Source organism: Vibrio tubiashii, from assembly GCF_028551255.1.
In the GTDB taxonomy this organism is placed as follows: Bacteria; Pseudomonadota; Gammaproteobacteria; order Enterobacterales; family Vibrionaceae; genus Vibrio; species Vibrio tubiashii_B.
On sequence record NZ_CP117029.1, the window covers coordinates 388,457 to 413,580 of the forward strand.

21 protein-coding genes are annotated in these 25,124 nt (G+C 45.5%); 12 read left to right on the forward strand and 9 right to left on the reverse strand.

Annotation, left to right across the window (positions count from 1 at the left end):
* Positions 1-2 precede the first annotated feature (2 nt).
* Together LYZ37_RS01890 and LYZ37_RS01895 are read right to left on the reverse strand one after the other, a co-directional pair.
* Positions 3-1,814: an IucA/IucC family protein gene (locus LYZ37_RS01890; protein WP_272786236.1), complete on the reverse strand. Its 1,812-nt coding sequence runs from the start codon at positions 1,812-1,814 to the stop codon at positions 3-5.
* Positions 1,811-3,025 (reverse strand): ATP-grasp domain-containing protein, encoded by a 1,215-nt coding sequence (locus LYZ37_RS01895; RefSeq protein ID WP_272786237.1) that lies wholly within the window; start codon positions 3,023-3,025, stop codon positions 1,811-1,813. The genes LYZ37_RS01890 and LYZ37_RS01895 overlap by 4 nt, the downstream gene beginning before the upstream one ends.
* A 220-nt stretch (positions 3,026-3,245) precedes the next feature.
* Here LYZ37_RS01895 and LYZ37_RS01900 point away from each other — a divergent pair, with 220 nt between their 5' ends.
* The 6 genes from LYZ37_RS01900 to fecE all read left to right on the forward strand — a co-directional run bounded on the left by LYZ37_RS01900 (position 3,246) and on the right by fecE (position 11,300).
* Entirely contained in the window at positions 3,246-5,282 is a 2,037-nt protein-coding gene (locus LYZ37_RS01900) for a TonB-dependent receptor (protein WP_272786238.1), read from the forward strand.
* 119 nt (positions 5,283-5,401) lie between these two features.
* On the forward strand, positions 5,402-7,522 hold the full coding sequence (locus tag LYZ37_RS01905; RefSeq protein WP_272786239.1) for a TonB-dependent receptor family protein: 2,121 nt from the start codon (positions 5,402-5,404) through the stop codon (positions 7,520-7,522).
* Between the two features lie 85 nt (positions 7,523-7,607).
* Positions 7,608-8,531, forward strand: a complete 924-nt coding sequence (locus LYZ37_RS01910) for a Fe(3+) dicitrate ABC transporter substrate-binding protein (protein WP_272786240.1) — start codon at positions 7,608-7,610, stop codon at positions 8,529-8,531.
* Between the two features lie 56 nt (positions 8,532-8,587).
* Positions 8,588-9,562, forward strand: a complete 975-nt coding sequence (locus LYZ37_RS01915) for a FecCD family ABC transporter permease (protein ID WP_272787132.1) — start codon at positions 8,588-8,590, stop codon at positions 9,560-9,562.
* Positions 9,562-10,533, forward strand: a complete 972-nt coding sequence (locus tag LYZ37_RS01920) for an iron chelate uptake ABC transporter family permease subunit (RefSeq protein WP_272786241.1) — start codon at positions 9,562-9,564, stop codon at positions 10,531-10,533. Before LYZ37_RS01915 ends, LYZ37_RS01920 begins: the two co-directional genes overlap by 1 nt.
* A 2-nt stretch (positions 10,534-10,535) precedes the next feature.
* Entirely contained in the window at positions 10,536-11,300 is a 765-nt protein-coding gene (fecE, locus tag LYZ37_RS01925; protein ID WP_272786242.1) for a Fe(3+) dicitrate ABC transporter ATP-binding protein FecE, read from the forward strand.
* A gap of 68 nt (positions 11,301-11,368) precedes the next feature.
* Here the strand turns inward: fecE and LYZ37_RS01930 are convergent, their stop codons facing one another.
* The 7 genes from LYZ37_RS01930 to ispB all read right to left on the reverse strand — a co-directional run bounded on the left by LYZ37_RS01930 (position 11,369) and on the right by ispB (position 20,855).
* Positions 11,369-12,013, reverse strand: a complete 645-nt coding sequence (locus tag LYZ37_RS01930; RefSeq protein WP_272786243.1) for an HAD family hydrolase — start codon at positions 12,011-12,013, stop codon at positions 11,369-11,371.
* Between the two features lie 55 nt (positions 12,014-12,068).
* Complete coding sequence (locus tag LYZ37_RS01935) at positions 12,069-12,599, reverse strand: MltR family transcriptional regulator (RefSeq protein ID WP_272786244.1); 531 nt, start codon at positions 12,597-12,599, stop codon at positions 12,069-12,071.
* A 59-nt stretch (positions 12,600-12,658) separates the two neighbouring features.
* Positions 12,659-13,807 (reverse strand): mannitol-1-phosphate 5-dehydrogenase, encoded by a 1,149-nt coding sequence (locus LYZ37_RS01940; RefSeq protein WP_272786245.1) that lies wholly within the window; start codon positions 13,805-13,807, stop codon positions 12,659-12,661.
* 114 nt (positions 13,808-13,921) lie between these two features.
* Positions 13,922-15,874, reverse strand: coding sequence for a PTS mannitol transporter subunit IICBA (locus LYZ37_RS01945; protein ID WP_272786246.1), 1,953 nt, complete (start codon positions 15,872-15,874; stop codon positions 13,922-13,924).
* Between the two features lie 507 nt (positions 15,875-16,381).
* Positions 16,382-17,461 (reverse strand): TRAP transporter substrate-binding protein, encoded by a 1,080-nt coding sequence (locus LYZ37_RS01950; RefSeq protein WP_272786247.1) that lies wholly within the window; start codon positions 17,459-17,461, stop codon positions 16,382-16,384.
* Between the two features lie 267 nt (positions 17,462-17,728).
* Positions 17,729-19,489, reverse strand: a complete 1,761-nt coding sequence (locus LYZ37_RS01955; RefSeq protein WP_272786248.1) for a lysophospholipid acyltransferase family protein — start codon at positions 19,487-19,489, stop codon at positions 17,729-17,731.
* Positions 19,490-19,883: 394 nt separating this feature from the next.
* Positions 19,884-20,855, reverse strand: a complete 972-nt coding sequence (gene ispB / locus LYZ37_RS01960; protein WP_272786250.1) for an octaprenyl diphosphate synthase — start codon at positions 20,853-20,855, stop codon at positions 19,884-19,886.
* Between the two features lie 268 nt (positions 20,856-21,123).
* Here ispB and rplU point away from each other — a divergent pair, with 268 nt between their 5' ends.
* The 6 genes from rplU (at position 21,124) to folA (ending at position 25,050) form a co-directional block, all read left to right on the forward strand.
* On the forward strand, positions 21,124-21,435 hold the full coding sequence (gene rplU / locus LYZ37_RS01965) for a 50S ribosomal protein L21 (protein ID WP_000271393.1): 312 nt from the start codon (positions 21,124-21,126) through the stop codon (positions 21,433-21,435).
* 20 nt (positions 21,436-21,455) lie between these two features.
* The gene (rpmA, locus tag LYZ37_RS01970) at positions 21,456-21,713 is read left to right on the forward strand and encodes a 50S ribosomal protein L27 (RefSeq protein WP_004409945.1); all 258 of its coding nucleotides are present in this window, start codon (positions 21,456-21,458) and stop codon (positions 21,711-21,713) included.
* 306 nt (positions 21,714-22,019) lie between these two features.
* Positions 22,020-23,192: an Obg family GTPase CgtA gene (gene cgtA / locus LYZ37_RS01975; protein WP_171324753.1), complete on the forward strand. Its 1,173-nt coding sequence runs from the start codon at positions 22,020-22,022 to the stop codon at positions 23,190-23,192.
* 116 nt (positions 23,193-23,308) lie between these two features.
* Complete coding sequence (locus LYZ37_RS01980; protein WP_004742550.1) at positions 23,309-24,076, forward strand: threonine/serine exporter family protein; 768 nt, start codon at positions 23,309-23,311, stop codon at positions 24,074-24,076.
* Complete coding sequence (locus LYZ37_RS01985) at positions 24,058-24,546, forward strand: threonine/serine exporter family protein (RefSeq protein ID WP_272786251.1); 489 nt, start codon at positions 24,058-24,060, stop codon at positions 24,544-24,546. The genes LYZ37_RS01980 and LYZ37_RS01985 overlap by 19 nt, the downstream gene beginning before the upstream one ends.
* Before the next feature lie 18 nt (positions 24,547-24,564).
* The gene (gene folA / locus LYZ37_RS01990; protein WP_272786252.1) at positions 24,565-25,050 is read left to right on the forward strand and encodes a type 3 dihydrofolate reductase; all 486 of its coding nucleotides are present in this window, start codon (positions 24,565-24,567) and stop codon (positions 25,048-25,050) included.
* Positions 25,051-25,124 lie beyond the last annotated feature (74 nt).

Sequence of the window (25,124 nt, forward strand, 5' to 3'; positions counted from 1 at the left end):
AATTAACTCACGCTGTGTTGAATGGCAGTGAGGTATTGATGTTGAGCTTCTTCGCTGGTTAGCAACAAGAAGTTGGGCGCGGATAGGCCATAATACTTATTGATGTCGCTTGCCCCAGAGGCTTCTTTTGACAGCAGGCTGCCCGAACTCAGCAGATATTTGGCATATAAGTTTGGCGAGTCAAACAAGAGCTCGCGCGCCAACTTCGTATCATGCCCTTGTGCGCCTAACTGAGCGATATGCTGCGAGAGACTGGTTGCAACGATGGAGTACAAGGTTCCGCTTGAGGCTATCCCTTGTGCTGCCATTGCCTCGACGATCGCAGCAATATCCAGCTGTAGCGTAATCGTGGTAAACATTTGGCCAAGCGCGAGTTCATTATCGACTTTGATTCGTTGGTCGAGTAATTGTTCGCACTGAACAGGAGAGCTCTTTTCAAAGCTTTTGAAACGACTTGGCCAAATACGAGCGGCATCATTGTCTTTCATCGCCAACGTCATTTTGCCTTCGTCGCTAAAGGCAATAATGGCGTTTTGCTGGTTTGATTCCAAAGCAATCCCGTAGCGCAGCCAAAGCGTTAGATGCACTTTGCACAACAGATCAACGTAGTCGGTAAACCAAGCCAATGTATCTTGTTGATAGTATTGCTCAGCGAGATGCTCAAGGAACAAGCGACTATCTGGCATTGGGCTAGCAAGAGCAGCAACAGGAACTAAGGCTTTATCTTGGCAGTGGTTAACCGGGTACTCGCGCACAATGTAAGCGAAAGTCTTGTCATCGCCAACGTGTCCGCCATGCTTTTCGTTGCAATGGAAAAGCGTGCCACAGAGTTCACTATCAGTTTGCTCTAAATGCGTAAGCAAACGCTCAAACCAATGACCGTCATAAAGTGTTGATGGCTTAATAAGGCGGATATTCTTGGTCCCTAATGAGCGCATGATAAGTGGCACTTTAATATGCACATGCGGGGCATGGTTTACGACCACAGTACGCACCGATAAGGTCGGCGTAACTTCAAGGAAAGCGTTTGGAGCTTCAATCACGCCTTGAGGTAGTGACTCTATACTGCTTAGCGTCAATGGATGAGCAGGGAAAAGCACATGGCTTAGCGCAAAGTCAGCAGGCAAGCCAACTTGTTCCATCGTCGGCCAACACTCCGGCTGGGCAGAGGTCAAGGTGACAAGTGATTTCTCGATCGCCAACCAACGTAAGGTAAAACGCTGAGCAAACTCAGGGGCATACTGGGCTAAGTCTTTATCACTCAAACCAAACTTTGCGCGAGCAGTCGGGTAGTAGGGATGATCTAAGTATGACGCGATTTGGTCTGCTTGTAACAACTTACTCGCCCAACTATCGAGTTCAGATATTGGCTGCATCAAAGTGGGTGAGTTTTGCTCGAATGCTTGGTCACACAACTGTTTATGTTTTTCAGCACATTCAAGTTCTTGTAAATACCCATTGAGCAACGGATGGGAGCCTTCATCAGCACAGGCCTTTAAGACTTCAATCCAGTCGCGGTAATCTAGCTGTGATTCAACTATGCCGTTTTTCTCAACAAACCAGCCTACTGGTGAGTGAGAATTGCTAACGCCGTATACCCAGCGCTGCATGTAATAACAAGGCTTAACAGGCAGGTAGAGATTTAAACCTTGAGCAGAGAAAGTTAGCCAAGTTTGCTCTGCGCCGTACGCCTTAAGGCTTAGTTCGTTGGGGAGCTCGTTAATGAAAACGCCTTGGGAAACTAATCCAAACAGATCTTCGCGGAGGCACGTATCGATTAAGCGCTGAGTCAGGTATAAAACGTTGGTATTCATGCTGTTACCTCCTTAGCTGGCTCAAGGTCGAAAGCGGCGAGAGCTTGTTCTAGTGAAGGTTGCAAGACTTGTCCAGACGGAGAGCAGATAGAGATTCTGGCTAGGTAGTCTTTGTTTGAAAAGCTTTGTTGGATACGTTCGCCAGCAGGTTTGAGCACCTGTTGCTGCGTAACAATATCGCCTTCTTGGTGGGTGAAAGAGGTGGATGTGCCCGTAATGGTTCCACTTGAGTCGGTGACCACATAATGCACTTGGGCGCTGCCTTGGATAGCAAAATCTTCTTCGAGCTTATGCCCAAGGTGCAGTTTTAGAATCGTGCTAAACCACTGATGGTGACTTAAGTTATTGAGTAAAAATTCTCGCCCATCACCAATACTTCGGTAATTGACTTCAACCAATACAGGGCCTGACTGGGTGATAATAAATTCGCTATGGCACACCCCAAATCCAACCCCAAATGCTTTTAACTGGCGCAGGCATTCATCACGAAACTGGACGCTGTTATCGCCATTCCAGCAGGCAGCTGTCTCTATAAAGTGAGGTGGGGCAGACAGATCGACATCAAATCCGCCAACGGCAAGCAGCTTCTCCCCGTCTCCCAAGGTTTCAATGGTGATAAGCGGCCCCTGCAGAAACTCTTCAACCAAGACAGGAGTGGTTGGGTGCTTTTGCCAGAATGCATCGCAATAACGCTCAAGTTCTGCAGTGGAGTCGCAGCGTTGAACATCCAAACTCGCCACCCCTTCTTTTGGTTTTGCAACCACAGGAAAGTTGAGTGTTTGGCCAGGCTGTGAGTCACCTTGATGCAGTAAGGCACTTGGTGTGCTTGGTAGCGATTTTTCACTGAGTACTTGGCGAGTTAAGTGCTTGTTCTTGGCTTTTAACGTCACAGTCCAGTCTTTAGCGGGCAAGTTAAAGAACTGAGCACAGATAGCGGTTGAGGTCTGTAAATGATCGCTGTTACTAAAAATGGCGGCTGGGTGCAAATCGTGCTCGGTGATGAGCTCAATCAGTTCAAGCGGATTAAAAACATCACATTCGAGAATGGCATCGGGGTTGAACGGATTATCTTCACTCGCCAATTTTAGATGGTTGAGCTTGTGATCAGTGATCAAAACGACGTGAAGACCTATCGCTTTTGCTGCAGGCACGAATCCATGGGTGACTGCATCGTTAACGACATGACTCACGATGATCATCGTTGATTTCATGGGCTTTCCTAATTTTCCTAACGTTGTTACTGAGCGCTCACAGTAGGCTTTAGTGTTTTTATTTTTATATTTATCATTATGATTCTATTGATTTTTTTATCATTAACCCCGCTGTGTGGGGCAAATAAATATAGAAGATATTATTTATATTGCAAATGCAAATGATTTCTGTTTACATTCTCGCTTATTGGCGGTTTTGTAAACTAATGGAATCAATAAAATGGAAATTAAGTTGGCCCTCTCCCCCTTAGCATTAGCCATCGGAGGAACGTTAACAGCAGTGGCAGTCGTGCCGAGTGTATCGGCATCTGAGAACGTTGAAGCGAATGAAACCGTGCAGGTTGTTGGTCATCGGTATGAAGGTTATGCCGAGCATATGCCGCAGTCAGGAACAAAAACGGATGTCGAGTGGTTAGATGTTCCGCAGGCGGTTTCGGTTGTGACTAAGACGGAAATGCAAGACCGTGGCGCTGTGCGACTAGTTGATGCCTTAGATGGTGTCGCGGGTGTAAACAATACCCTAGGCGAAGGTAGCCGAGACCAGTTTGTGATTCGTGGATTCGATGCGCTCAATGATATGTATCGTGATGGGATGAGAGACGACGGTACCTTGCAATCTTATCGCAGTCTGGCAAACATTGAGCGTGTAGAAGTGGTCAAAGGACCCGCAGGCGCACTTTATGGTCGGGGTTCGGCAGGTGGCATCATCAATTTGGTGACCAAGCGAGCTAATGGTGACAATTTCACCAATGTAAATGGCGGTGTTGGCAGTCATAACCAATTTGTTGGCCAGATTGATAGCTCTATGGCGTTTAACAACAAGGTCAATGGGCGCATCAACTTAGAGTATCGCCAAGCGGACTCTTATGTAGACCATGTCGACTCTAACGACTTCTTTATTGCCCCCACTATTCGCGTGTTACCTGCTCAAGGGCATACCATTGATTTCGATGTGGAATATGCCCACCAAGAGCTCGTGCCTTACCGCGGTGTACCATCAAAAAACGGCAAGCCAGTTGATGTTCCTGAGAGCACATTCTTTGGTGGTACCAATGACTACCAAAAGTCTGACAGTCTTCGCATCGCTGTAGACTATGAATGGCGCCTGAATGATGAGTTGGCTTGGACAAACCGAGCTTCATACAATCACATTGAGCTTGAGCAAAAGGGCACACGTCAAGGCACGGTCGTTGGCGATGAAGTGACTCAAACGGTAAACAACTTTGGCTACGATCCTCGCACAACAACCACACTTCAATCTGAGTTAGTTTGGGAGACGGCATCTAATCAGCTGATGATTGGTGCTGACTACAATCAAATCAATATTGATCTGACTTTAGCCAGTGACAAAACATTACCACCGCAAAACATTTACAACCCAACAGTGGGGACAACACCAAACCCTGGCTTTAAACCTTTCCGTGATAACACGACCACAACAGCAGGCATCTACATCCAAGATGTTTACACGCTTGGTGATTTTTCACTGATTGGTAATGTGCGTTATGACTCAATGGATCTTGAGCAGCAAAAAGCAGGGGCAGCGAAAGAAAATCTTGATGATAACAAGGTCAGTTACCGTGCTGGTGTTGTATACCGAGTCAACTATGACATGTCGGTATACGCGAGTTTAGCGCGCTCTTGGCAGCTGCCTTACTCTGGTATCTACATCAATCCAAAACTGGCTGAGTTTTTCCATACCGACCTGAAAGAAGTGGGTGTAAAAGCCTACCTACTAGACAATGCTCTGATGCTTAACGCCGCAGTGTTCCAAATTGACCAAGAACAACCGCAGACCAATACCGATGGTGATGTGATCGATAAGATTGAAGCCCGCCATCAAGGTATCGAGTTGGAAGCTCGTGGCCAGATCACGCAGCAATGGGATATCTCAGTGGGCTATAGCTACCTTGATGCGGAAGACAAAGAGACAGGTAAGAAACCTAATGATGTCTCTGATCATCTGTTCTCATTGTGGAGCACCTATCAACTCGATGATAACTGGCGTTTAGGTGGTGGGGTTAAGTATGTCGGAGATCGTTACGCAGGTAACGATGAAGCGGTTGCTCTGGGTGATTACACCACAGTGGACTTGATGGCGGCTTACACAACAGGTCGTCACAAAATACAAGCCAACGCTTACAACGTGTTTGATGAGAAGTACATCCTGGGTGCAACCAATGGCAAGTCTGGATTGAACCAGATTGGCTACGGTGCTCCAGCAGAGTTCATGCTCAGCTATGGATACCTATTCTAGATAAATTCGAATTCTCGCTACTTAGTAGCGAGCTTTGTTACCTCATTTTGAGGAATGTTAGCCCATAGGGTCAAAGCCAAATCTCTCTTTGCCCCTAAATTCTGTTAATGGAGATCCCCATGCTTTACCAAAATATGGATGGTAGCCCCCAAGCTAAGCTGCGTTTAAGTGCTCTCGCGACGGCGATAGCTTCACTTACCTCCATGAATGCATTTGCCGCGTCAGAGCCTCAGTCTACCGCGATGGAGACGGTTGTAGTGACCGCGAGTGTCATTGGCAATTCTGCGGTAGAAGACGTCAAAGAATACCCTGGTGCACGTACTGTGCTTACTAGTGATCAAATTGAAAAAACGGCTGCTCATTCAATCGATTCTGCGTTGCAAAGCGTACCTGGTATTAAAGTTCAAGATGAAACGGGCACAGGTGTGTTACCTAACATCTCGGTGCGAGGCTTAAAAGCAAGCCGTAGCGGACATGCTCAATTCTTAATGGATGGTGTTCCACTTACCCTAGCGCCATATGGTCATACTGGACAATCCATTTTCCCAGCAACCTTATCCATGATTGACCGAATCGATATTGTACGCGGTGGTGCGGCTGTTCAGTATGGCCCCAATAACGTCGGTGGTGTGATTAACTTGGTAACCAAACCGATTCCAAACACTTGGCAGACAGAGATCAGTAACCGCTTAACGGTGTTTGAAGATGGTAACACGCCACTTAACGACTTTTATTTAAGAACGGGAGGTTGGTTAACGGATACTTTCGCGATTCAATTAGAAGGTAACTTTTTGAAAGGTGAGAGCTTCCGCGCGCACTCTGATACGGATGTCAAAAACTTCCAAGTCAAAGCCGATTGGTTGTTAAGCGACACCCAAGAGCTGCAAGCTTTTATTCAAAGGTACGATGCGGATACGCAAATGCCGGGCGCTTTATCTCCTGAAGATTATCAGCAAGATCGAACTCAATCTAAGCGTCCTTATGATGAGTATCAGGGAAAATCAACGCGTTGGAGTTTGAAGTACACCCAAGAGCTAAACATTGCCGACAGTGCAGAGCTGCAAGTTCAAACCTTTGGTCATAACTCTGAGCGCTTTTTCCAGTGGGGCTTTAATGGGGCCGGAGGGCACTGGGCCGATCCTGCACTACCTTCAACTGACGTGCGTACTTCTCCACGAGAGTTCAAAATCTATGGGGTAGAGCCAAAACTCGCGATGCACTTCGGTGAGGGCAGCGCAGTAACGCAAAATTGGATCCTAGGTGCGCGCTACGTTAATGAAGACATCGATTACAAGCTGACTCAAACTCCGATTGCTGGTGGAGCGACCAGTGTCCCTCGTGACTGGCATTTAGAGACGGATGCTTTTGCGGGCTATATCAGTAATGAAGTGGGCCTGTTGCAAGATGCATTAAAAATCACTCCGGGGATTCGTTATGAATCTGTCGACATGAAGTTTGATGATTTGGGCAAAGCGCAAAGTACAGACAATAAAGTGACCGAATGGCTACCCGGTCTGACGGTTGCTTATAACCTGACGGAGCAGTGGGTTGGTTATGCGAATGCTCAAAAATCTCTGCGCGCACCTCAGATAGCTTACATTCGAGGACTGGGGCAAGAGGGGAGTGAACTGGCGTGGAACTACGAGTTAGGTGCTCGCTATACCCAAGATTCCACTAGCTTCAACGCTGCTTTGTATCGCATTGATTTTAAAGATCAACTGCAGTGGCAAAGTGCAACGCAAACATTTGAAAACATCGGTAAGACGCTTCATCAGGGGATTGAGCTATCGGCTCGTTACGTTCCTGAATCAATGCAAGCGCTTAGCCTAGGTGCAAGTTACAACTACCTAGATGCGACGTTAGAAGAAGAAGGCACAAACAAAGGTAATCAGCTTCCTTATGCGTCTAAACATCAGCTGAGTTGGGATGCTAGCTACGCATTTGTCGGTGTTGATACAACCATTTCGGGCTACTACTTCAGCGATGCCTATTCTAATAACGCCAATACAAGTGAAGAAGACTCAACGGGTGCTAAGGGTAAAGTTCCCGCTTACATGGTCTGGAACTTCAACCTTGGAACCGATCTCTACAAGGATGACAAAGGTAAGCTGCGTATGAATGTCGCGGTGAATAACCTGTTCGATGAGGATTACTATTTCCGAGGCATCGATACCAGCCCTGTTGGTCGTTACCCAGCGGCAGGGCGTTCTTACACCTTAGACCTGAACTACCAGTTCTAACTGACTATTTACTGAAGTTAACGAATTAAAAGTCGCCAATTCACTTTAGCGACTTTTATGATTTTTTATTTGGAGATACAAAAACATGGAAAATAAATCTCGGTTTCTATCTGGCAACTTATGGCTTGCTGCGTTGATCTTGTTTCTGGTAAGCGTTATGCCTTTTCAAAGCTCGGCCAAAACTCGCGTCGTCCAAGATGAGCAGGGGACATTCGAATTAGATAGCACGCCTCAACGCGTTGTTGTCTTGGAGTTTTCTTTTGTTGATGCGTTGGCTGCGGTCGGCGTGTCACCTGTTGGTGTGGCTGATGACAACGATGCGACAAGAGTTATTCCTGCAGTGCGTGATTTAGTTCAGCCATGGCAATCTGTTGGTATGCGCTCGCAGCCTAGCTTAGAGGCGATTGCGGTACTAAAACCGGATTTGATCATTGCGGATGCTGAGCGTCATCCGACGATTTATCAAGACCTCAACCGTATTGCACCGACCTTGCTGCTGAAAAGCCGCGGTGAGTCATATCATGAGAATCTAGAATCTGCGCGCAAGATCGGCATCGTGCTCAATAAGCAACAAGCGATGGAAAAGCGCATTCAGCTGCATCAACAAGCGATGGCTGAATACAAGCAGAATTTTGCACTCAAACAAACGGTTCAGTTTGCGGTTGTTTCAGACAAAGGTATGTGGCTTCATGGCCCTAAATCCTATGCCGGTGGTGTACTTACTGAGCTAGGTATCAAGAGTCCAATTACACAGGCTACAGAAAAAGCTTATCTGCCAGCAAGCTTTGAATTACTGCTAAAAACAAACCCTGATTGGCTGCTGATTGGTGCGTACTCCCAGCCAAACATTGTTAACGAATGGGAAAAGAACCCTTTGTTTAAGCTGCTTTCGTCAGCAAAAGCACAGCATATTATTGAAGTGTCTCCTGCGCTTTGGTCACTCAATCGAGGCATGTTAGCAGCGGAGAATATGGCGCAGAACCTAGAGCAGATTTTGGGCTCTTCATGAGCAACGCAACGACACTGAACCAAAACTATTGTCAGTCTAAAACCCCGTGGCGAGCGATGTTTATCATCGCCGCTATTTTTGTTTTGGTCGTGACGGGTTACGCCGCTTCAATGCTGGGTTGGTCAAACTTCTCACTCACATTCAAAGATTTAGTCGGCTACTGGTTTTCATTTGATCAAGGCAATATGAATCACCAGATACTTGCAACCTTAAGAGCTCCAAGGGCCTATGCTGGGTTAATGATTGGTGCTTGTCTTGCTGTTGCAGGTTTACTGATGCAAGGGCTGACGCGTAACTCGTTGGCATCTCCCTCGATTCTGGGCATAAACGCTGGGGCGGCGTGTTTTATGGCATTCGCTGCCATTGGCATGCCAATTGTCAGTGATATCAACCCAATTCTTAATGCAGTACTAGGGGCGCTACTGAGTGGCATGTCAGTGATGATGCTAGGCGGTTTTTTCTCTGTTCGTTCTCACCCTTTGCGCTTGGTATTAGCGGGCATTGCAATCAGTGCTCTGCTGCTTGGTCTTACTAGAGCAGCGCTTATCCTTGCTGATGATATGGCTTACAGTGTTTTGCATTGGCTGACGGGGTCTTTAGCAAGCGTTGATAATGAGCAATGGAATCAACTTTGGCCGCCTGCTTTGGTTGGATTGAGCTTAGCGATAGGGTTAGCGCGTAATCTCAACTTATTGGCGCTTGGCGAGGAAGTGGCCGTTGGGTTGGGGAGCAATATCCAACTGACTCGCCTAGTTACTGGCCTCACCATAGTTTTGTTGGCCGGAACGTGCGTTGCCATTGCAGGTCCTATCGGTTTTGTTGGTCTTCTTGTTCCCCATTTAGTCAGACCGCTAGTCGGTCATAACTATCATTTACTGATCCCTTGCTCAGCCCTTACGGGGGCGGCTCTTGTCGCTTGGTCTGATGCCTTATCTCGTGCGATTGCGTTTCCAACTGAAACTCCGGTGGGAGTGCTTACGGCATTGATCGGAACGCCATGTTTTATCCTTGTTGCGATGAGGAGGTCTTAATGCTTCATCAAACAAAATTGGCACTTTTGCTCGGGCTTGTTGGTCTGGCGGCGGCTGCTAGCCTATTGGTGGGAGCCGCCTCGCTGTCTGCTTCCCAAGTTATCGAACTTCTGTTCTCTTTTTCAAACGATGACTTTGTAATTCATCAATACCGTTTTCCTCGTACCTTGTTGGCAATTGGCGTTGGAGCGGGACTCGGACTATCGGGCTTACTGGTTCAAGGTGTGATTCGAAATCCGTTAGCTTCTCCCGATCTGATGGGAATAAGTGCTGGCGCTGGGTTAGCGGCAACAGCGAGTTTAGTATGGTTTCCTAATACGTCGTTAAACTGGCTACCATTGATTGCAATGTCTGGGGGTATCTTAGCGGCGGGATTAATTGGGGTTCTGGCATGGCGTTCGAAGCCAACACCTGCAAGGTTAGCTTTGATTGGTATCGCGGTGAGTGCTTTTCTCGCCAGTGGCATCGACTTTTTGTTGGTTACTCATCCCATTGAAATTAATACCGCCATGGTATGGTTGACGGGCAGCCTTTGGGGGCGAAATTGGCAGCAAGTTCCTGTCATTTGGGGCACTCTCGCGTTGCTGATACCACTCGCGTTATGGTTAGCATGGCGCTTAGATGTAATGGGGTTGGGTGAAGAGAGTGCGACCACTCTAGGGACCAAACCGAATCAAATCCAATCTTTAGCACTGTTAGCGGCGGTTCTTTTAGCCAGTATCAGCGTAGCTGTTGCCGGAACAATCAGCTTTGTTGGCCTATTAGCCCCTCATTTGGCACGTTTGCTGTTTGGTCATAACCATAAACTGTTGATACCCGCTTCCGCCTTGGTTGGCGCATTATTAGTTACTTGTGCTGATGGCTTAGCTCGTGGGATTCAACCGCCTATTGAATTACCAGCAGGTGTGCTCACATCCGTTATCGGAGCACCGTATTTTATTTTTCTTCTTTATCGCTATCGAGGTTGGTAATCATGCTTAAGACCCAGAACCTGACTGTCGCCTATGGCAAAAATACAATCATTCCTAATTTGTCAGTCTCAATACCGAAAGGCAAAATCACTGCGTTGATCGGCCCAAACGGCTGCGGAAAATCAACGTTATTGAAGACGTTAGCTCGAATCAATACACCTTTATCTGGTGACGTTTTGTTTAATCAAAAGCCGTTGTCGAGCTATGGAGATAAGCGCCTAGCTCGTTCCTTGTCACTGTTGCCGCAAATCTTAGTGAGTCCTGAAGGGATAACCGTCAGAAAACTGGTCGAGTATGGCCGTTCTCCCTATGTGTCACATTGGGGAAGGTTAGGGCAGGAGGATAAAGCCATTGTCGAACAAGCTATGCTGGATACAGGGGTTTTGGAGTTTGCCGATAAACCTGTTGAAGCCTTATCTGGCGGACAGCGTCAAAGGGCATGGATTGCGATGGTAATGGCACAAGACACGGAAGTGGTGATGTTGGACGAACCCACCACCTACTTGGATATGTCTCATCAAGTGGAGTTGATGAAGCTGATGCAACAAATGAATGCGAAAGGCAAAACGGTTGTGGTGGTATTGCATGATCTCAACCAAGCGTGCCGTTATTGCGATCATTTGATTGTACTTGAGCAAGGCCAGCTTATAGCAGAAGGTTCGCCCGATGAGGTGTTTACCGAGTCTTTGCTTGATGAGGTGTTTGACCTGAAAGCGAAAGTATTCCGTGGCCCTATTTCTAATACACCTATGTGTATTGCCATTTAATGGTGAATTATTACTAACCGTTATTGAGCCGAAGCTTTGCGCCTCGGCTCTTTTATTATTAGTGCAGGCTAAAAAGAATCAAGGAGCGTAATGAGTTGTTCTAGGCTCTCGACTACAGTCATCTTGTCGATGATTTCTGCTTGAGGTGGTAACAAATCTGGCACCATGACCACAGGACAACCCGCTGCCAGTGCCGCTTTTACTCCGTTATTTGAGTCTTCTAAAACTAAACATTCTTCGGCTGTCAAACCGAGATGAGTGCAAGCCATTTGGTAGCAGTCAGGGTAAGGTTTAGCGCGTTCGACATCTTCTGCTGTGATGACTAAATCAAACTGAGGTAGGTAGTCGCTGGTGGTGAAATTGTATTTGACCTCAGCAAGGTGTGAGGAGGTGACAATGGCTGTTGCGAGTCCACGTCGCTTAATGTCTTGGAATAGTGGGTCAAAACCGGGTTTGAAAGCGATGCCATTGGATCTTAAGCGATGAAAATGGTCGTCGCGAACTTGTTTATAGCGTGATAGGTCGAGTGCGTTTTGAAAGTGCTCAGCGAGAATCCGTTCGCATTCCGGGTCTTGAACACCGATGAATTGCTGATAGAAGTCGTCGCTTAAGTCGAGGTTTTGTTCACTAGCGGCATACTGCCAGCTCAGTTTGTAGATAGACTCGGTATCAAAGATAAGCCCATCCATATCGAAAAGAACCGCTTTTAACATGATGTCTCCTGTTGTAAGTCAATAGGAGGCTGACAATGATAAGTCGTCGTTGTTATTAGAATGGGCTCTCTTTGCCGAGTTCATTACATATCTCGACAATTGCCAGTGAGAGCCCTGACTTTATGATTTGCTGTTGACGTTGAAGCTGTAGTTGGTAGAACTCAAGATCGATGTCGTCATCTGGTTCGGCGACTTCAAGTTGTACCATGCCCATTTTTTTTACCAAGTTGAGCTTTTTGATTGGTTGTAAAACGTTGGGGTCAGTGAACTGATAATCAGCTGCGTCACTGTTAAGTTCATTTTTAATTTTGATGATATCTTCTATATCGTGATAGACATCATTAGGTAGAACACCTAAGCCAAACAGTAACTTCAAACGGACAGATAAATCGCCTAATGGACCGGAGTCATGGAGCAACGGGCCAACAACCGATTGCACTGCAAAGTTATCTTTCTGAAAGATTCTTTGCATCAGTGCATCAATTGAGTCATTAAATACGTCAACGGCAGCAATAAAAAAGCCGCGTACCGATGGGGCGCTATTTAATCGCTCTATAATGTCGGTTTCATTAATTTTGTCTGCCATATACTGAACTAAAACTTTTTGTTGATGGAGGAGGAGAGTTCTCCTCCCCGTATTTGTTGTTATAGTGCCGCGAAGAAGGATTCGATTTGCGCGACTTCTTTGCTGTTTTCATCCAAACCTGTGTACCTTGCTAGCGTGTGGCGAATGCCATGTTCTTGCAAAGAGGTTTGTAGCTCAATTGCTTGCGGATCATCCTCACTCTTATATTTGAGAGCTGCGGCGATACCCTTTAAAAGCGTTTGATTTTCAGTGCCATACTCAATTGTACCTAGTAATGGCTTCACTAATCTATCATTTGCGCCTAATTTGCGAATTGGTTGGCGGCCGACGCGGTCGACTTCATCGACCAAATATGGATTAGCGAATCGACTTAGAATTTTTTCGATATAAGCAGCGTGTAACTCGCGATCAAAGCCATAGCGACGAATCAGGACTTCACCACTTTCGAACATCGCTTGTTTTACATCCGCTCTAATTTCTGGGTCTTCAATAGCCTGACGTATGGTTTGGTGGCCTTTCAAGCAACCTAAATAAGCCGTAATGCAGTGACCAGTATTGAGAGTAAACAACTTACGCTCAACGAAGGCCATTAGGTTATCGGTTTTCTCCATTCCAGAAATGTCGGGAATTTCACCTTTAAACTGCTGCTCGTCAACAATCCACTCGCTAAAGCTTTCAACAGTGACTTCGAGTGGATCATCGTTGGCAGCTTCTGCGGGTGGCACAATGCGGTCAACGGCTGAATCGACAAAGCCAACCAACTCATCCGCTTTACCATGCAGTGAGCTATCTAGGTGTTTGTAAACTTCACCTTTGAGGTGAGTGGTGCCACGAACCATGTTTTCGCAGGCGATAATATTAAGCGGAGATTCATTACCAGATTCAAAGCGCTTTGTGATTCCTGTTGCGATTGTTTTTGCAATAATATCCAACACATTTGGACCAACGGCTGTGGTGACTAAATCGGTTTTCGCTATACGCTCAATTACATCTTCACTTGCTGAGTTGACCGCAGTCACGTGAGTTACGGTCTCTATTTGGCACTCAGTGCCCACAACTTTAACCTTGTACTCTTGTTTGTGACTGAGTTGATCGACAAGCGGAGTATCCACATCGGCGAACGTGACTTCAACATCCGCGTCAGCAAGTAGCTTTCCAATAAAACCGCGACCGATATTGCCTGCACCAAAATGAACTGCATTTTTCATAATTTACCTACCAAATAAAAGAATAAAAACTAACGACTCTAGGGTGAGGCCAACTGCATAGGGGGTGACAGTCGACCTCGTTTGCTCTCAGGAGCAAAGGTTTTGAGTGAAGGATTACGCGGCTTGTGGATTCCCTAAAATATTCAGAATCTTAGCCACATCTTGAGTGCTGGTTAGCGTTTCAATCGCTTCAGGCTCATCGAGTGCATTAGTGATGGTAGTGATCACTTGAATGTGTTCATCATTTTTAGCGGCAATACCAATAACCAGTTTGGCGACATCGTCTTGGTCATCAGTAAATTGAATACCTGCTGGGTATTGGCAGATGACAATACCGGTTTTCTTTACTTTGTCTTTTGCTTCAATGGTGCCGTGAGGGACAGCAATAGACTCGCCCAAATAAGTTGGGACCAATTTCTCACGTTCAAACATGGCATCAACGTATTCTGGTTCTACGTAGCCCATTTCAACCAGTTTGTTACCTGCAAAACGAATCGCGTCTTCTTTGTTGCTAGCGCTTAAGCCTAGGTGGATGTTTTCTTGTGCGATTTGGAAAACAGAAGGCTGCTGAGGCTCATAGCTGTCATCATTGGCAGCGAGTACAGAGGCTTTAACGTTTTGATCATCATTTGCTGCTGCCCCTTTCTGAGCGGCAAGAAGCTTAGTGACAAGTTGGTTGTACATTTCGCTGTCTAAAAAGTTAGTCAGAGAAATATGTTGGGCATTAGGAGCATGCTTGCGAGCACGATCCGTTAGATCTTTGTGGGTAATCACGATATCAGCGCTCTCAGTTAGGCTATTAATGGCTAGATTGTTTACATCAATGTTTAGACCTGCATCTTGGACTTTTTTACGCAGCATGCTCGCGCCCATCGCGCTAGAGCCCATACCTGCGTCACAAGCGACAATAATGCTGGTTACGTTTGCAAGATCGATGTTGCCTTTGTTTTGAGCGTTGACTGTTGAATCTGATTTTGCGCCAGACTTCATTTCTTTCATTTGTGAAGTGGCTTTTTCTAATGCCGCTTTGTCGCCATCTTCTTCCGTTGAGGTTTGAGTCTTCATCAGCAAGGCAGCAACGGTAAATGAAACACCAGTAGCCGCTGCAATAGAAGCTAATACACCAACGATAGAGCCTTTCTGCGTCATCAACAGGATGGCAAAGATAGAACCTGAAGAAGCTGGAGAGACGATGCCCGCGTTAAACATGACGAGTACGAATACGCCTGTCATACCGCCAGCAATTGCAGCTAGGATAAGACGTGGGTTCATTAGAATATACGGGAAGTAAATCTCGTGGATACCGCCAAAGAAGTGAATAATTGAAGCGCCACCTGCAGTTTGACGAGCAGTCCCTTTACCGAAAACCATGTAAGCCAACAGAATACCTAAACCAGGACCTGGGTTTGCTTCGATTAGGAAAAAGATCGACTGACCGGCCTCAGAAGCTTGCTGAATACCTAGTGGTGAGAAGATTCCGTGGTTGATCGCATTGTTGAGGAACAGAATCTTCGCTGGCTCAACAAAAATAGAGGTCAAAGGAAGAAGGTGCGCTGAGACTAAGAAGTTAACGCCAGCCGCTAGACCACCAGAAAGAACTTTGACAAAAGGTCCAATGAACATGAATGCCAAAATTGCACATAGCATACCGATGATGCCAGCAGAGAAGTTGTTGACCAACATCTCAAAGCCGCTTTTCACTTTGCCATCAATGTAGTTGTCGAATTTCTTAATTGCCCAACCACCCAGAGGGCCGACCATCATCGCGCCCATAAACATTGGTATATCAGTACCAACGATGACGCCCATGGTCGTGATGGCACCAACAACCGCACCGCGATCTCCACCAACAAGTTTACCACCGGTATAACCAATAAGGAGCGGTAGTAAGTAAGTGATCATTGGGCCAACCATAGCCGCTAGCGTTTCATTAGGTAGCCAGCCAGTTGGAATAAAGAGTGCCGTGATAAAGCCCCATGCGATAAACGCGCCGATATTCGGCATTACCATGTTAGACAGAAAACGACCAAAATTTTGTATCTTGATCTTAGCATCTGGTGATATCATAAGAGTTCCCCGTTCGATGTTCTGATGAATATTGTAGTAGTACGGTTCGCCAAAACCGCTTGATTGCTTAGTACCCAATCAATTTACCACACAAATTCAGTTTGGAACTGACAACGGGTTTTTTGTGATTAGTCGCAAATAAAACACTTCTACCTAATAGTATTTAAGCGATCTAGTTCAAATATTTTGGGTGTAACTTTTTTACAAATTAGCACTTGCTCTTTTGTCAATAAAAATTAATCGATCAATGTCTTGTTTTTGATTTTTTAATGTCTTGGCACTTAGTGATGTAGGTCACTTTATGTCTTCTTTGATTATTCGAATTAACGATTAATGTGATCCTTGTATGGTTTTGTTGTGAGGGTGTTGGGGGTTATTTTGTGACTTTTGTCAAGAAAGGGTGATTTCTGTAATTGAGTAACACATCAAACTCACCGTCTAGCCAAGTAAGTTTGTCGCTATTTAAGGCAGATCGCGTGGCAGAGTCTCCTCTGCCACAAAGTTGTGTTAGTTGGTATCTAGGTAAGCTTTAGAAGAGATGTCAGTCCATGCACGTACTTTAGTTAAGTACTGTTTTTGTGACTCAATGATCTCTTTCGCTAATGCGTCGCTACTAGCTTGCTGTTCAAGCAATTCGGTGGTTGCTGTTTGCATCGCTTTTAACACTTCCGGTGGGAAGTCTCTTACTTTTATATCTGGGTACTCCGCACTCATTGTCGCCCAACTATTTGCATTTGCATCGACTGCCTGAGTGTACATATCAAATGCTGCCACTCGGAATGCTGTTTCCAATATTGTTTGTAGATCTTTAGGTAGTGAATCCCATTTCTTTTTATTCACTAAGAACTGAGTTTCCGAACCCGGTTCATGCCACGCCGTGTAGTAATAAGGTGCGATTTTCTGAAAGCCCATTCTAAGGTCAAATGCAGGACCTACCCATTCCAGTGCGTCAATGGTTCCTCGCTCCAATGAGGTATAGAGTTCTCCCGGAGCGATGTTGGTTGGTTTTGCACCTACTTTTGCCATCACTTCACCAGCAAAGCCTGGAATACGAATTTTAAGTCCTTTTAGATCGTCTACTGAGTTGATCTCTTTTTTAAACCAGCCACCCATCTGAATGTCAGAGTTACCGCCGGGGAAAGAAAGAAGGTTGTGTGGTGCATAGACTTTTTCCATTAACTCCATACCGCCACCGCGATAAAACCAAGCATATTGCTCAGTAGAGATCATGCCAAATGGCATGGAGGAGAAGTATAACGTGTTAGGTACTTTGCCTTTCCAATAGTAGGAGCTTGAGTGGCCCAAGTCGTATTGACCAGACTTGACCATATCGAATATCCCTAAAGGGGCTTTGTGTTTATTAGCGGAATCAATACGAATTTTTAAGCGACCGTTTGACATCTCTTCGGCAAGCTTGGCCATGTTCTTGGTTGCATCACCTAAGATGGGGGTATTCGGTCCCCAAGTTTCGGCAAGTTTTAAGCGGTAGACTTTTTCTGCTGCAAGTGCAGAGAATGAACTAAGAGCAAGTGATAGTGTTAGCGTTCCTGCTAACAGTGAGCGCAGTTTTAGCTTGGATGGCAACATAACTAAGCGACTTCCTTATTGTTGTGTTTTGTTATCTCACCTAGCTTTTATCTTGTTGTTTTTTTCGTCAATCTCATTTTTATCTGATCCTGAAAGTGATCTTGGTTTTAATCTCTATAACTATATTTTCAACCAGTTTATTTTCCTAGATGTAAAGGTCGCTTCTATTGCAATCGAGCGATTAGTGAGGTGTTGTAAGCAGATAATCTGGATAACAAAAGTGCTGCCTTGGTCACGCAGCACTTAGGGGAGGGAGACATGACTTCTCTAGATCTCAATATGATGGGATTTTAAGTAAGCCTCAGCTTGGTTGGCCCCCATATATCTCGCTAAGGTTTTGAGTGGTACATCTCTTAGATCAACCATGATCAAGCCATCAAGTGCGTTATTAAAGGCAGGATCAACGTTAAAGGATACTAGCTTTCCATTTAGTCCAAGGTATTGCCTCAATAAGACTGGTACGCCTTTGCCATCATCGATTCTAGCAATGACCCTTGATAATAGCTGCAGATCGGCAAGGGCTGTGAGCATGCTTGTATTCCAGCTTGGAGCGCTAGTTGATAATGGGTTAGAAGGGGTGACGTACTCGGCTTTTTCGGAGTCATAGTGATGAAGGGTCATGGTCTCTGCGAGTAATTGTCTTGTTTGCTCACTGTAATCGTTGCTGATACTGACAGGACCAAATAGGTGGGTATACTCTGGGTTCTTATCTACATAGGCGGCAATACCTTTCCAAAGCAGCAATAGTGGCGCCATACTCTTCTGATATTTCTCATCGATTACAGAGCGCCCCATTTCTATAGATTGACTCATGGTATCGATAAAAGGCTGTTCAAAGTTAAACAAGGTTCTTGAGTAGAGTCCCTTAATCCCATGTTTACTGATGAGTTGATCGACCAGTCCTAACCGATAAGCGCCCACGAGGCATCGATGCTCTCTATCCCAAATAAAGAGATGTAAGTAATCACGATCAAACTCGTCAAGATCAAGATCCAGACCTGTTCCTTCTCCAACTTGGCGAAAGTTGTGTTCTCTCAGGCGTCCGATCTCGTGCAGCATTGAAGGGATATGCTCGGCGGTTGTACAGTAGACGTCAAACTCCGCGCTCGAAAGCAACAAATGATCTTCGGGCATGGTGCTGAGATCCGCTTCGAGATCATCAATGGGGAGTTGAGTGGCGATAGGTAGAAATGAGCTAGATGATAAGTTCTGTTTTTGCTGCGTCAGTGTTTTGCTTTGTAATAAGTAGGTGTTTAAGCGCAGGTAGTTGACGATTTGAGTGTCTGTGAGTCCATTGACTTCCTTGTATTTGATCGCCGAGCCAATAGAGATTTGAATCTTCTGATGCGTTTTATTGAGCAACTCTCGGCCAAGCATCAAGGTGCGTAGTAGAGGATGTACTTTCCCCGCGAGATAAAAGCGCTGAGAGTTTTGGCCATCGATAAACACCGGAATGGTGGTTGCTCTTGATTTGCGAATCAAACTACTGACTGAGCGACTCCACTCTTTGTCTTCAAGGCGCTGCGCTTTTCTATCGACTAACTGTGAGACCTCTCCCGCAGGAAATAGCAGCAACAGACCGCCTTGTTCTAAATGCTGGTGGGCTTTACGAAGTGCTTTTAGGTTGGACTTGTGAGCGTTTTGTCCTTCGAATACATCCACACCAATAAAGAGTTCATCAAGTTCAGGAACCGTTTTTAGGTATTGATTGGCGAGGATCTGAACGTCACTTCTTATTTGAAGGAGTAGCTCGGCAAGAATCACGCCTTCGACACAACCTAGAGGATGGTTGGCGACAATCACAGTAGAGCCCGATTGCGGAATATGGCTTAACGAACCTTTACACACCTGATAGTCAATACCGAGCACTTCAAGAGTGAAGCGAAGAAAGGCTTGAGTATCACAGCCAGCAGGGCGCTGAGCATAAAATTTATCGAGCTTATTGAGACCAGTTGCCCATTCAGTAAAGCTCTCTCCTAAGCGAAATGGGGTCTTTTTCGGTAAACGAAACGGACTAGAAACTTCCATAGCATCCTCAAAATGGTAGTGGGTCGAAATGAGGATAGGTATGGGATGTTGCAAGAAGGCTTCAGCGAGATGAGAGTTAGATGATCACCTCATGACGTTTTGATTACCAAAGGCTAATTTGGGAAGGTGATGAGCAAAGGATGCAATAATGATTTATTTAAGCATTCTAAAAAATATATTGCTCACAAAATGTACTAAGGTAATGTTAAAGATCAACCTTTAGTGCTAGGTTTGAATAGCGGGTGAGGTTATTAAAACTTTGGAGCGCAAAGACTCTAAGCATAGTAACCAGTCAAGTTACCTTCGATTTGCTGAGCTGGAACTCTCTAATAAAGAGAGAAACGGGAACCTAGAGGTTCCCGTTGTTGTATATGCAGTTTACTTATCGCAAAAATTAACTAGTGCGATGAACAGCCATATGAGCAAGCGTGACGAGTGCTTGCTTATATTCAGACTCTTCTAATACCTTGAGCTCAGCAATGGCTTTATCTGCCTCTTGGTAAGCTTTTTGGCGTGTGTACTCTAAAGAACCGGTTTGTTCCATCGCTGCGAGAATATCGTTCAAGCGTTCCATACCATTGGATTTTTCAATCGCTTCACGAATCATCTCCGTTTGTTCTGCACTACCGTTACGCATTGCATAAAGAAGAGGTAAGGTCGGTTTACCTTCAGCAAGGTCATCGCCGACATTCTTGCCCATCTCTTTACCATCAGAAGTGTAATCCATCACGTCGTCAATCAGCTGGAATGCGGTTCCGAGGTATTTGCCGTAATTCTGTAAGGCAAGCTCTACCTTTTCAGGTGCTTCGTTTAGGATGGCACCAATCTGGGTTGCCGCTTCAAACAAGCGAGCCGTCTTAGAGTAGATAACTTGCATGTAGCTTTCTTCGGTGGTGTCAGGGTCGTTGCAGTTCATCAGTTGTTGAACTTCACCTTCCGCAATGACGTTTACCGCGTCACTCATTAGCTTAAGGATCTTTAATGATCCTAGCTCCGTCATCATTTGGAATGAGCGCGTGTATATAAAGTCGCCCACCAAAACGCTCGCTGCATTACCAAAGGCTGCATTAGCTGTGGCTTTACCACGTCGCATGTCTGATTCATCGACGACATCGTCATGCAGTAGAGTCGCGGTATGAATAAACTCAATAAAAGCGGCTGCGGTGGTATGAGCCTCTCCTCTGTAGCCAAGTGCTTTAGCTGACAGAACAGCTAAAAGAGGACGTATACGCTTGCCACCACCGCTAACGATGTAGAAACCCAGTTGATTGATTAAAGAGACATCAGAGTTGAGTTGTGCGTGAATTGTTTCATTCACTTTTGCCATGTCATCGGCGGTGAGTGCTTGGATAGCTTTAAAATCCATTGTAATTCCGGCTGAAGTTAGAACTAGTAAGGTATTCTTATCTGTTTTAATTGCTGAATAATACACTAAAAAACGTTGATTAATACATGGTTAAAGGGCATCATCTGGGCACTTTTCATTGGCGATTAGCTTTTCGCCAATTTTTTCAAAATATGGCTTGTCATAGGTGCGACCTTTCTGTAGAATCTGCGCCCTATTGATGATTAGTTTAGCGCACACCCTTGATGCTCAAATAGCATACGGCTGTGCGGAAAAAGCGGAGTAAGATATGTACGCTGTTTTCCAATCTGGTGGTAAACAACACCGTGTAAGCGAAGGTCAAACTCTTCGTTTAGAGAAATTAGACGTTGAAACTGGTGCAACTGTTGAATTTGATAAAGTTCTTCTTGTTGCTAACGGTGAAGACATTAAAGTGGGTGCTCCTCTAGTAGAGGGCGGTAAAGTAGTTGCTGAAGTTGTACAACACGGTCGTGGCGATAAAGTTAAAATCGTTAAGTTCCGTCGTCGTAAGCACTCTCGTAAGCAACAAGGTCACCGTCAGTGGTTCACGGAAGTGAAAATCACTGGTATCAACGCTTAATCGATTAGGAGAGTTTAACAATGGCACACAAAAAAGCTGGTGGTTCTACTCGTAACGGCCGCGATTCAGAAAGCAAACGTCTAGGTGTTAAGCGTTTCGGTGGTGAGTCTGTTCTTGCAGGTAACATCATCGTTCGTCAACGTGGTACTAAGTTCCACGCTGGTACTAACGTTGGTATCGGTAAAGACCACACTCTATTCGCTCTTACTGAAGGTAAAGTGAAGTTCGAAGTGAAAGGTCCTAAAAACCGTAAATTCGTTAGCATCGAAGCTGAGTAATTTAAACCTAGTTTAAATCACTTATTAGCTTTCAAGCTGAATTCAAAAGCCCTGCCGATTCGGCGGGGTTTTTTATTTATGGTAGCTCAAGAGATGGCTTCGAAGCGTGGAATCTATACTAAGGCACTTTGAAAAAAGTCCCTCAATATGTATTCCTAGTTAGCAGAACGATCGAAGATCAAGGTGATCGATCTGAAAATGGAATCTGCTAGAATTTATATCATTCACTTCTCCCTAAGAGATAGGGTGTTTTGAGATGATATTTGCAACGCAGCTACGATAAGTAGCACAAGGGCGGAGTAAGAGATGAAATTCGTTGATGAAGCGGTAGTAAAAGTTCAAGCCGGTGATGGCGGTAACGGTGTAGTGAGTTTCTGGCGTGAGAAATTCGTTGCGAAAGGAGGCCCGGATGGTGGCGACGGTGGTGACGGTGGTGATGTATACATCCAAGCTGATGAAAACCTTAACACGCTAATTGATTATCGCTTCCAGCGCTTCTATGAAGCAGAGCGTGGTGAGAATGGCCGTGGCGGTAACTGTACGGGGAAGCGCGGTAAAGACAAAGTGCTTCGCGTGCCTGTTGGTACTCGTGCTGTTGACATTCACACCAATGAAATCGTTGCTGAAGTTGCTGAACATGGCAAAAAAGTCATGGTGGCAAAAGGCGGTTGGCACGGTTTGGGTAACACCCGTTTTAAATCGTCAGTAAACCGAGCACCACGTCAAAAGACGTTAGGTACTAAAGGTGAAATTCGCGAAGTTCGTTTAGAGCTGTTGCTACTTGCTGATGTGGGTATGCTTGGATTGCCGAATGCAGGTAAGTCGACATTTATTCGTTCAGTATCTGCAGCGAAGCCAAAAGTGGCGGACTACCCATTTACGACGCTTATCCCGAGTCTTGGTGTAGTGAGTGTTGTTCCAGAGAAGAGCTTTGTTGTTGCGGATATTCCAGGCTTGATTGAAGGTGCTGCTGATGGTGCTGGCCTTGGTATCCGTTTCTTGAAGCACTTAGAGCGTTGTCGCGTTCTGCTGCATATGATCGATATTATGCCGATCGATCAAAGCGATCCTGTGCAAAATGCGCTAACCATCATTGATGAATTAGAGCAATACAGCGAGAAGTTAGCAGACAAGCCGCGTTGGCTGATCTTCAACAAGGTTGATCTGATGCCTGAAGAAGAAGCAAACGAAGTGATCCAAAATATTATCGATGCTTTAGGCTGGGAAGAGGATTACTACAAGATCTCTGCAGTGAATAAACAGGGCACCAAAGAGCTTTGCTATAAACTGGCTGACTTTATGGAAAGCCTACCGCGCGAAGAGGAAGAAATCTCTGAAGAAGAGAAAGTCGATTTCATGTGGGATGATTACCACAAAGATGCGATCGCAGGTGACGATGTTATCACTGAAGATGATGACGACTGGGATGATTGGGACGATGAAGAAGATGACGGTCACGTTGTCTACGTCCGCGAATAACAGTGCATAAAATTTATAGCCGCAATATCTATTGCGGCTTTTTTGTGTCTAAATCAAATCACTACAGTAAATTTCTCTGCACAATAAAGGGCATTCTAAAGGAGTAGGATAGAATCATGGCATCTAAACAACGGGCGGTGTCTCGTTTAATCGCCCAAGCTGGGCAAATGCTTTTGGCGCATGGTGCTGAAAGTACCCTTGTAGGTGATCTTATGCGCCGCTTCGGTTTCGCCGCGGGTATGGATGAAGTCGAAGTTTCGTTATCTGCAAGTTCATTAGTCGTCACTACCGTTTATCAAGAACACTGTATTACTACCGCCCGTCGTTGCCCTGATCGCGGCATTAATATGCGAGCAATCACTCAGGTGCAACGAATCTGCATTATGCTCGAACGTGGCATTATCGATTACTCTTTAGCGCAGCAGCAGCTGGATAAGATTAGTCCTGAACGTTATAACCGCTGGTTAGTTGTGTTTATGATCGGGTTGTCATGCGCTGCATTCAGCCATTTAGCGGGTGGTGACTGGGTTGTGTTTGCGATGACTTTTATTGCTTCATCAGTCGGCATGGTAGTAAGACAAGAAATTGGTCATCGCCATTTCAATCCATTAATGAACTTTACCGCAACAGCATTTGTGACCACTGTAGTTTCAGCGCAAGCGGTTATCTATGAGCTGGGTAACTCTCCTTCACTGGTCATGGCCTCTTCGGTTTTGATGCTCGTTCCCGGCTTCCCTCTAATTAACTCAGTCGCAGATATGCTTAAAGGCTATATCAACATGGGCATAGCACGCTTTGTGATGGCAAGTTTACTGACACTGGCGACAAGTCTCGGTATCGTCGCAGCAATGAGTTTAGTCGGTGTATGGGGGTGGGTGGTATGATCTCATTAGATCTCATGTTGGGCTTACTCAATGATATGTTGTTTGCTGCTATCCCAGCAGTTGGTTTTGCATTGGTATTTAACGTACCGCAAAAGGCATTAATCTATTGTGCTTTAGGGGGAGCCATTGGTCATGGTTCACGTTATTTGATGATGCATTTTGGTGTTCCCATTGAATGGGCAACTTTCTTTGCAGCTATGATCGTCAGCATGGTTGGTATTCATTGGTCAGCACGATTTTTGGCTCACCCGAAAGTGTTTACTGTCGCGGCTCTGATTCCAATGGTACCCGGTGTGTTTGCCTTTAAAGCGATGATTGCTTTGGTTGAGCTGAATCATCGAGGATACAGTCCTGAGCTTGTGGCGATGTTGATGGAAAACTTCCTTAAAGCAATGTTCATTATCGCGGGATTAGCAGTTGGCTTAGCCATGCCTGGGTTGCTATTCTATCGCCGCAAACCTATCGTTTAGAATCCAAGGAGTTATTCAATGATCATCAGTATGATCGCCGCAATGGCCAATGATCGTATTATCGGCAAAGACAATCAGATGCCATGGCATTTACCGGCTGACTTTGCTTGGTTTAAGCGCTCAACAATGGGTAAACCGGTTGTGATGGGACGTAAAACCTATGACTCAATTGGACGTCCGCTACCGGGTAGACAAAATATTGTGATTAGCCGTGATGCGTCTTTGGTGATTGAAGGCGTTGAAACGGTAACTTCTATTGATGAAGCTCTGCAAGTAGTCGGGGATGTGGAGGAAGTGATGATCATTGGTGGCGGTACTATTTATGAGGCTTGCCTACCTAAAGCCAATAAATTATATGTCACTCATATTGAAGCAGATATTCAAGGCGATACTCAGTTCCCATCATGGGGTGATGAGTTTAAAGAAACTTACTCCGAGTCTTATTCTGCCGATGAGAAGAATGCTTACGATATGCGTTTTGTAGTTCTAGAGAGAAACGGCTAAGAACAGGCTACGCCCTGCGAGATGAGAGAACGCTTTGCTCCGAGATCGGGCTTCGCCCTTCGAGAGGGAGTTGT

Coding starts and splice junctions, on each gene's coding strand:
- LYZ37_RS01890 (WP_272786236.1), bottom strand. CDS start 1,814: ATGAATACCAACGTTTTATACCTGACTCAGCGCTTAATCGATACGTGC.
- LYZ37_RS01895 (WP_272786237.1), bottom strand. CDS start 3,025: ATGAAATCAACGATGATCATCGTGAGTCATGTCGTTAACGATGCAGTC.
- LYZ37_RS01900 (WP_272786238.1), top strand. CDS start 3,246: ATGGAAATTAAGTTGGCCCTCTCCCCCTTAGCATTAGCCATCGGAGGA.
- LYZ37_RS01905 (WP_272786239.1), top strand. CDS start 5,402: ATGCTTTACCAAAATATGGATGGTAGCCCCCAAGCTAAGCTGCGTTTA.
- LYZ37_RS01910 (WP_272786240.1), top strand. CDS start 7,608: ATGGAAAATAAATCTCGGTTTCTATCTGGCAACTTATGGCTTGCTGCG.
- LYZ37_RS01915 (WP_272787132.1), top strand. CDS start 8,588: ATGTTTATCATCGCCGCTATTTTTGTTTTGGTCGTGACGGGTTACGCC.
- LYZ37_RS01920 (WP_272786241.1), top strand. CDS start 9,562: ATGCTTCATCAAACAAAATTGGCACTTTTGCTCGGGCTTGTTGGTCTG.
- fecE (WP_272786242.1), top strand. CDS start 10,536: ATGCTTAAGACCCAGAACCTGACTGTCGCCTATGGCAAAAATACAATC.
- LYZ37_RS01930 (WP_272786243.1), bottom strand. CDS start 12,013: ATGTTAAAAGCGGTTCTTTTCGATATGGATGGGCTTATCTTTGATACC.
- LYZ37_RS01935 (WP_272786244.1), bottom strand. CDS start 12,599: ATGGCAGACAAAATTAATGAAACCGACATTATAGAGCGATTAAATAGC.
- LYZ37_RS01940 (WP_272786245.1), bottom strand. CDS start 13,807: ATGAAAAATGCAGTTCATTTTGGTGCAGGCAATATCGGTCGCGGTTTT.
- LYZ37_RS01945 (WP_272786246.1), bottom strand. CDS start 15,874: ATGATATCACCAGATGCTAAGATCAAGATACAAAATTTTGGTCGTTTT.
- LYZ37_RS01950 (WP_272786247.1), bottom strand. CDS start 17,461: ATGTTGCCATCCAAGCTAAAACTGCGCTCACTGTTAGCAGGAACGCTA.
- LYZ37_RS01955 (WP_272786248.1), bottom strand. CDS start 19,489: ATGGAAGTTTCTAGTCCGTTTCGTTTACCGAAAAAGACCCCATTTCGC.
- ispB (WP_272786250.1), bottom strand. CDS start 20,855: ATGGATTTTAAAGCTATCCAAGCACTCACCGCCGATGACATGGCAAAA.
- rplU (WP_000271393.1), top strand. CDS start 21,124: ATGTACGCTGTTTTCCAATCTGGTGGTAAACAACACCGTGTAAGCGAA.
- rpmA (WP_004409945.1), top strand. CDS start 21,456: ATGGCACACAAAAAAGCTGGTGGTTCTACTCGTAACGGCCGCGATTCA.
- cgtA (WP_171324753.1), top strand. CDS start 22,020: ATGAAATTCGTTGATGAAGCGGTAGTAAAAGTTCAAGCCGGTGATGGC.
- LYZ37_RS01980 (WP_004742550.1), top strand. CDS start 23,309: ATGGCATCTAAACAACGGGCGGTGTCTCGTTTAATCGCCCAAGCTGGG.
- LYZ37_RS01985 (WP_272786251.1), top strand. CDS start 24,058: ATGGGGGTGGGTGGTATGATCTCATTAGATCTCATGTTGGGCTTACTC.
- folA (WP_272786252.1), top strand. CDS start 24,565: ATGATCATCAGTATGATCGCCGCAATGGCCAATGATCGTATTATCGGC.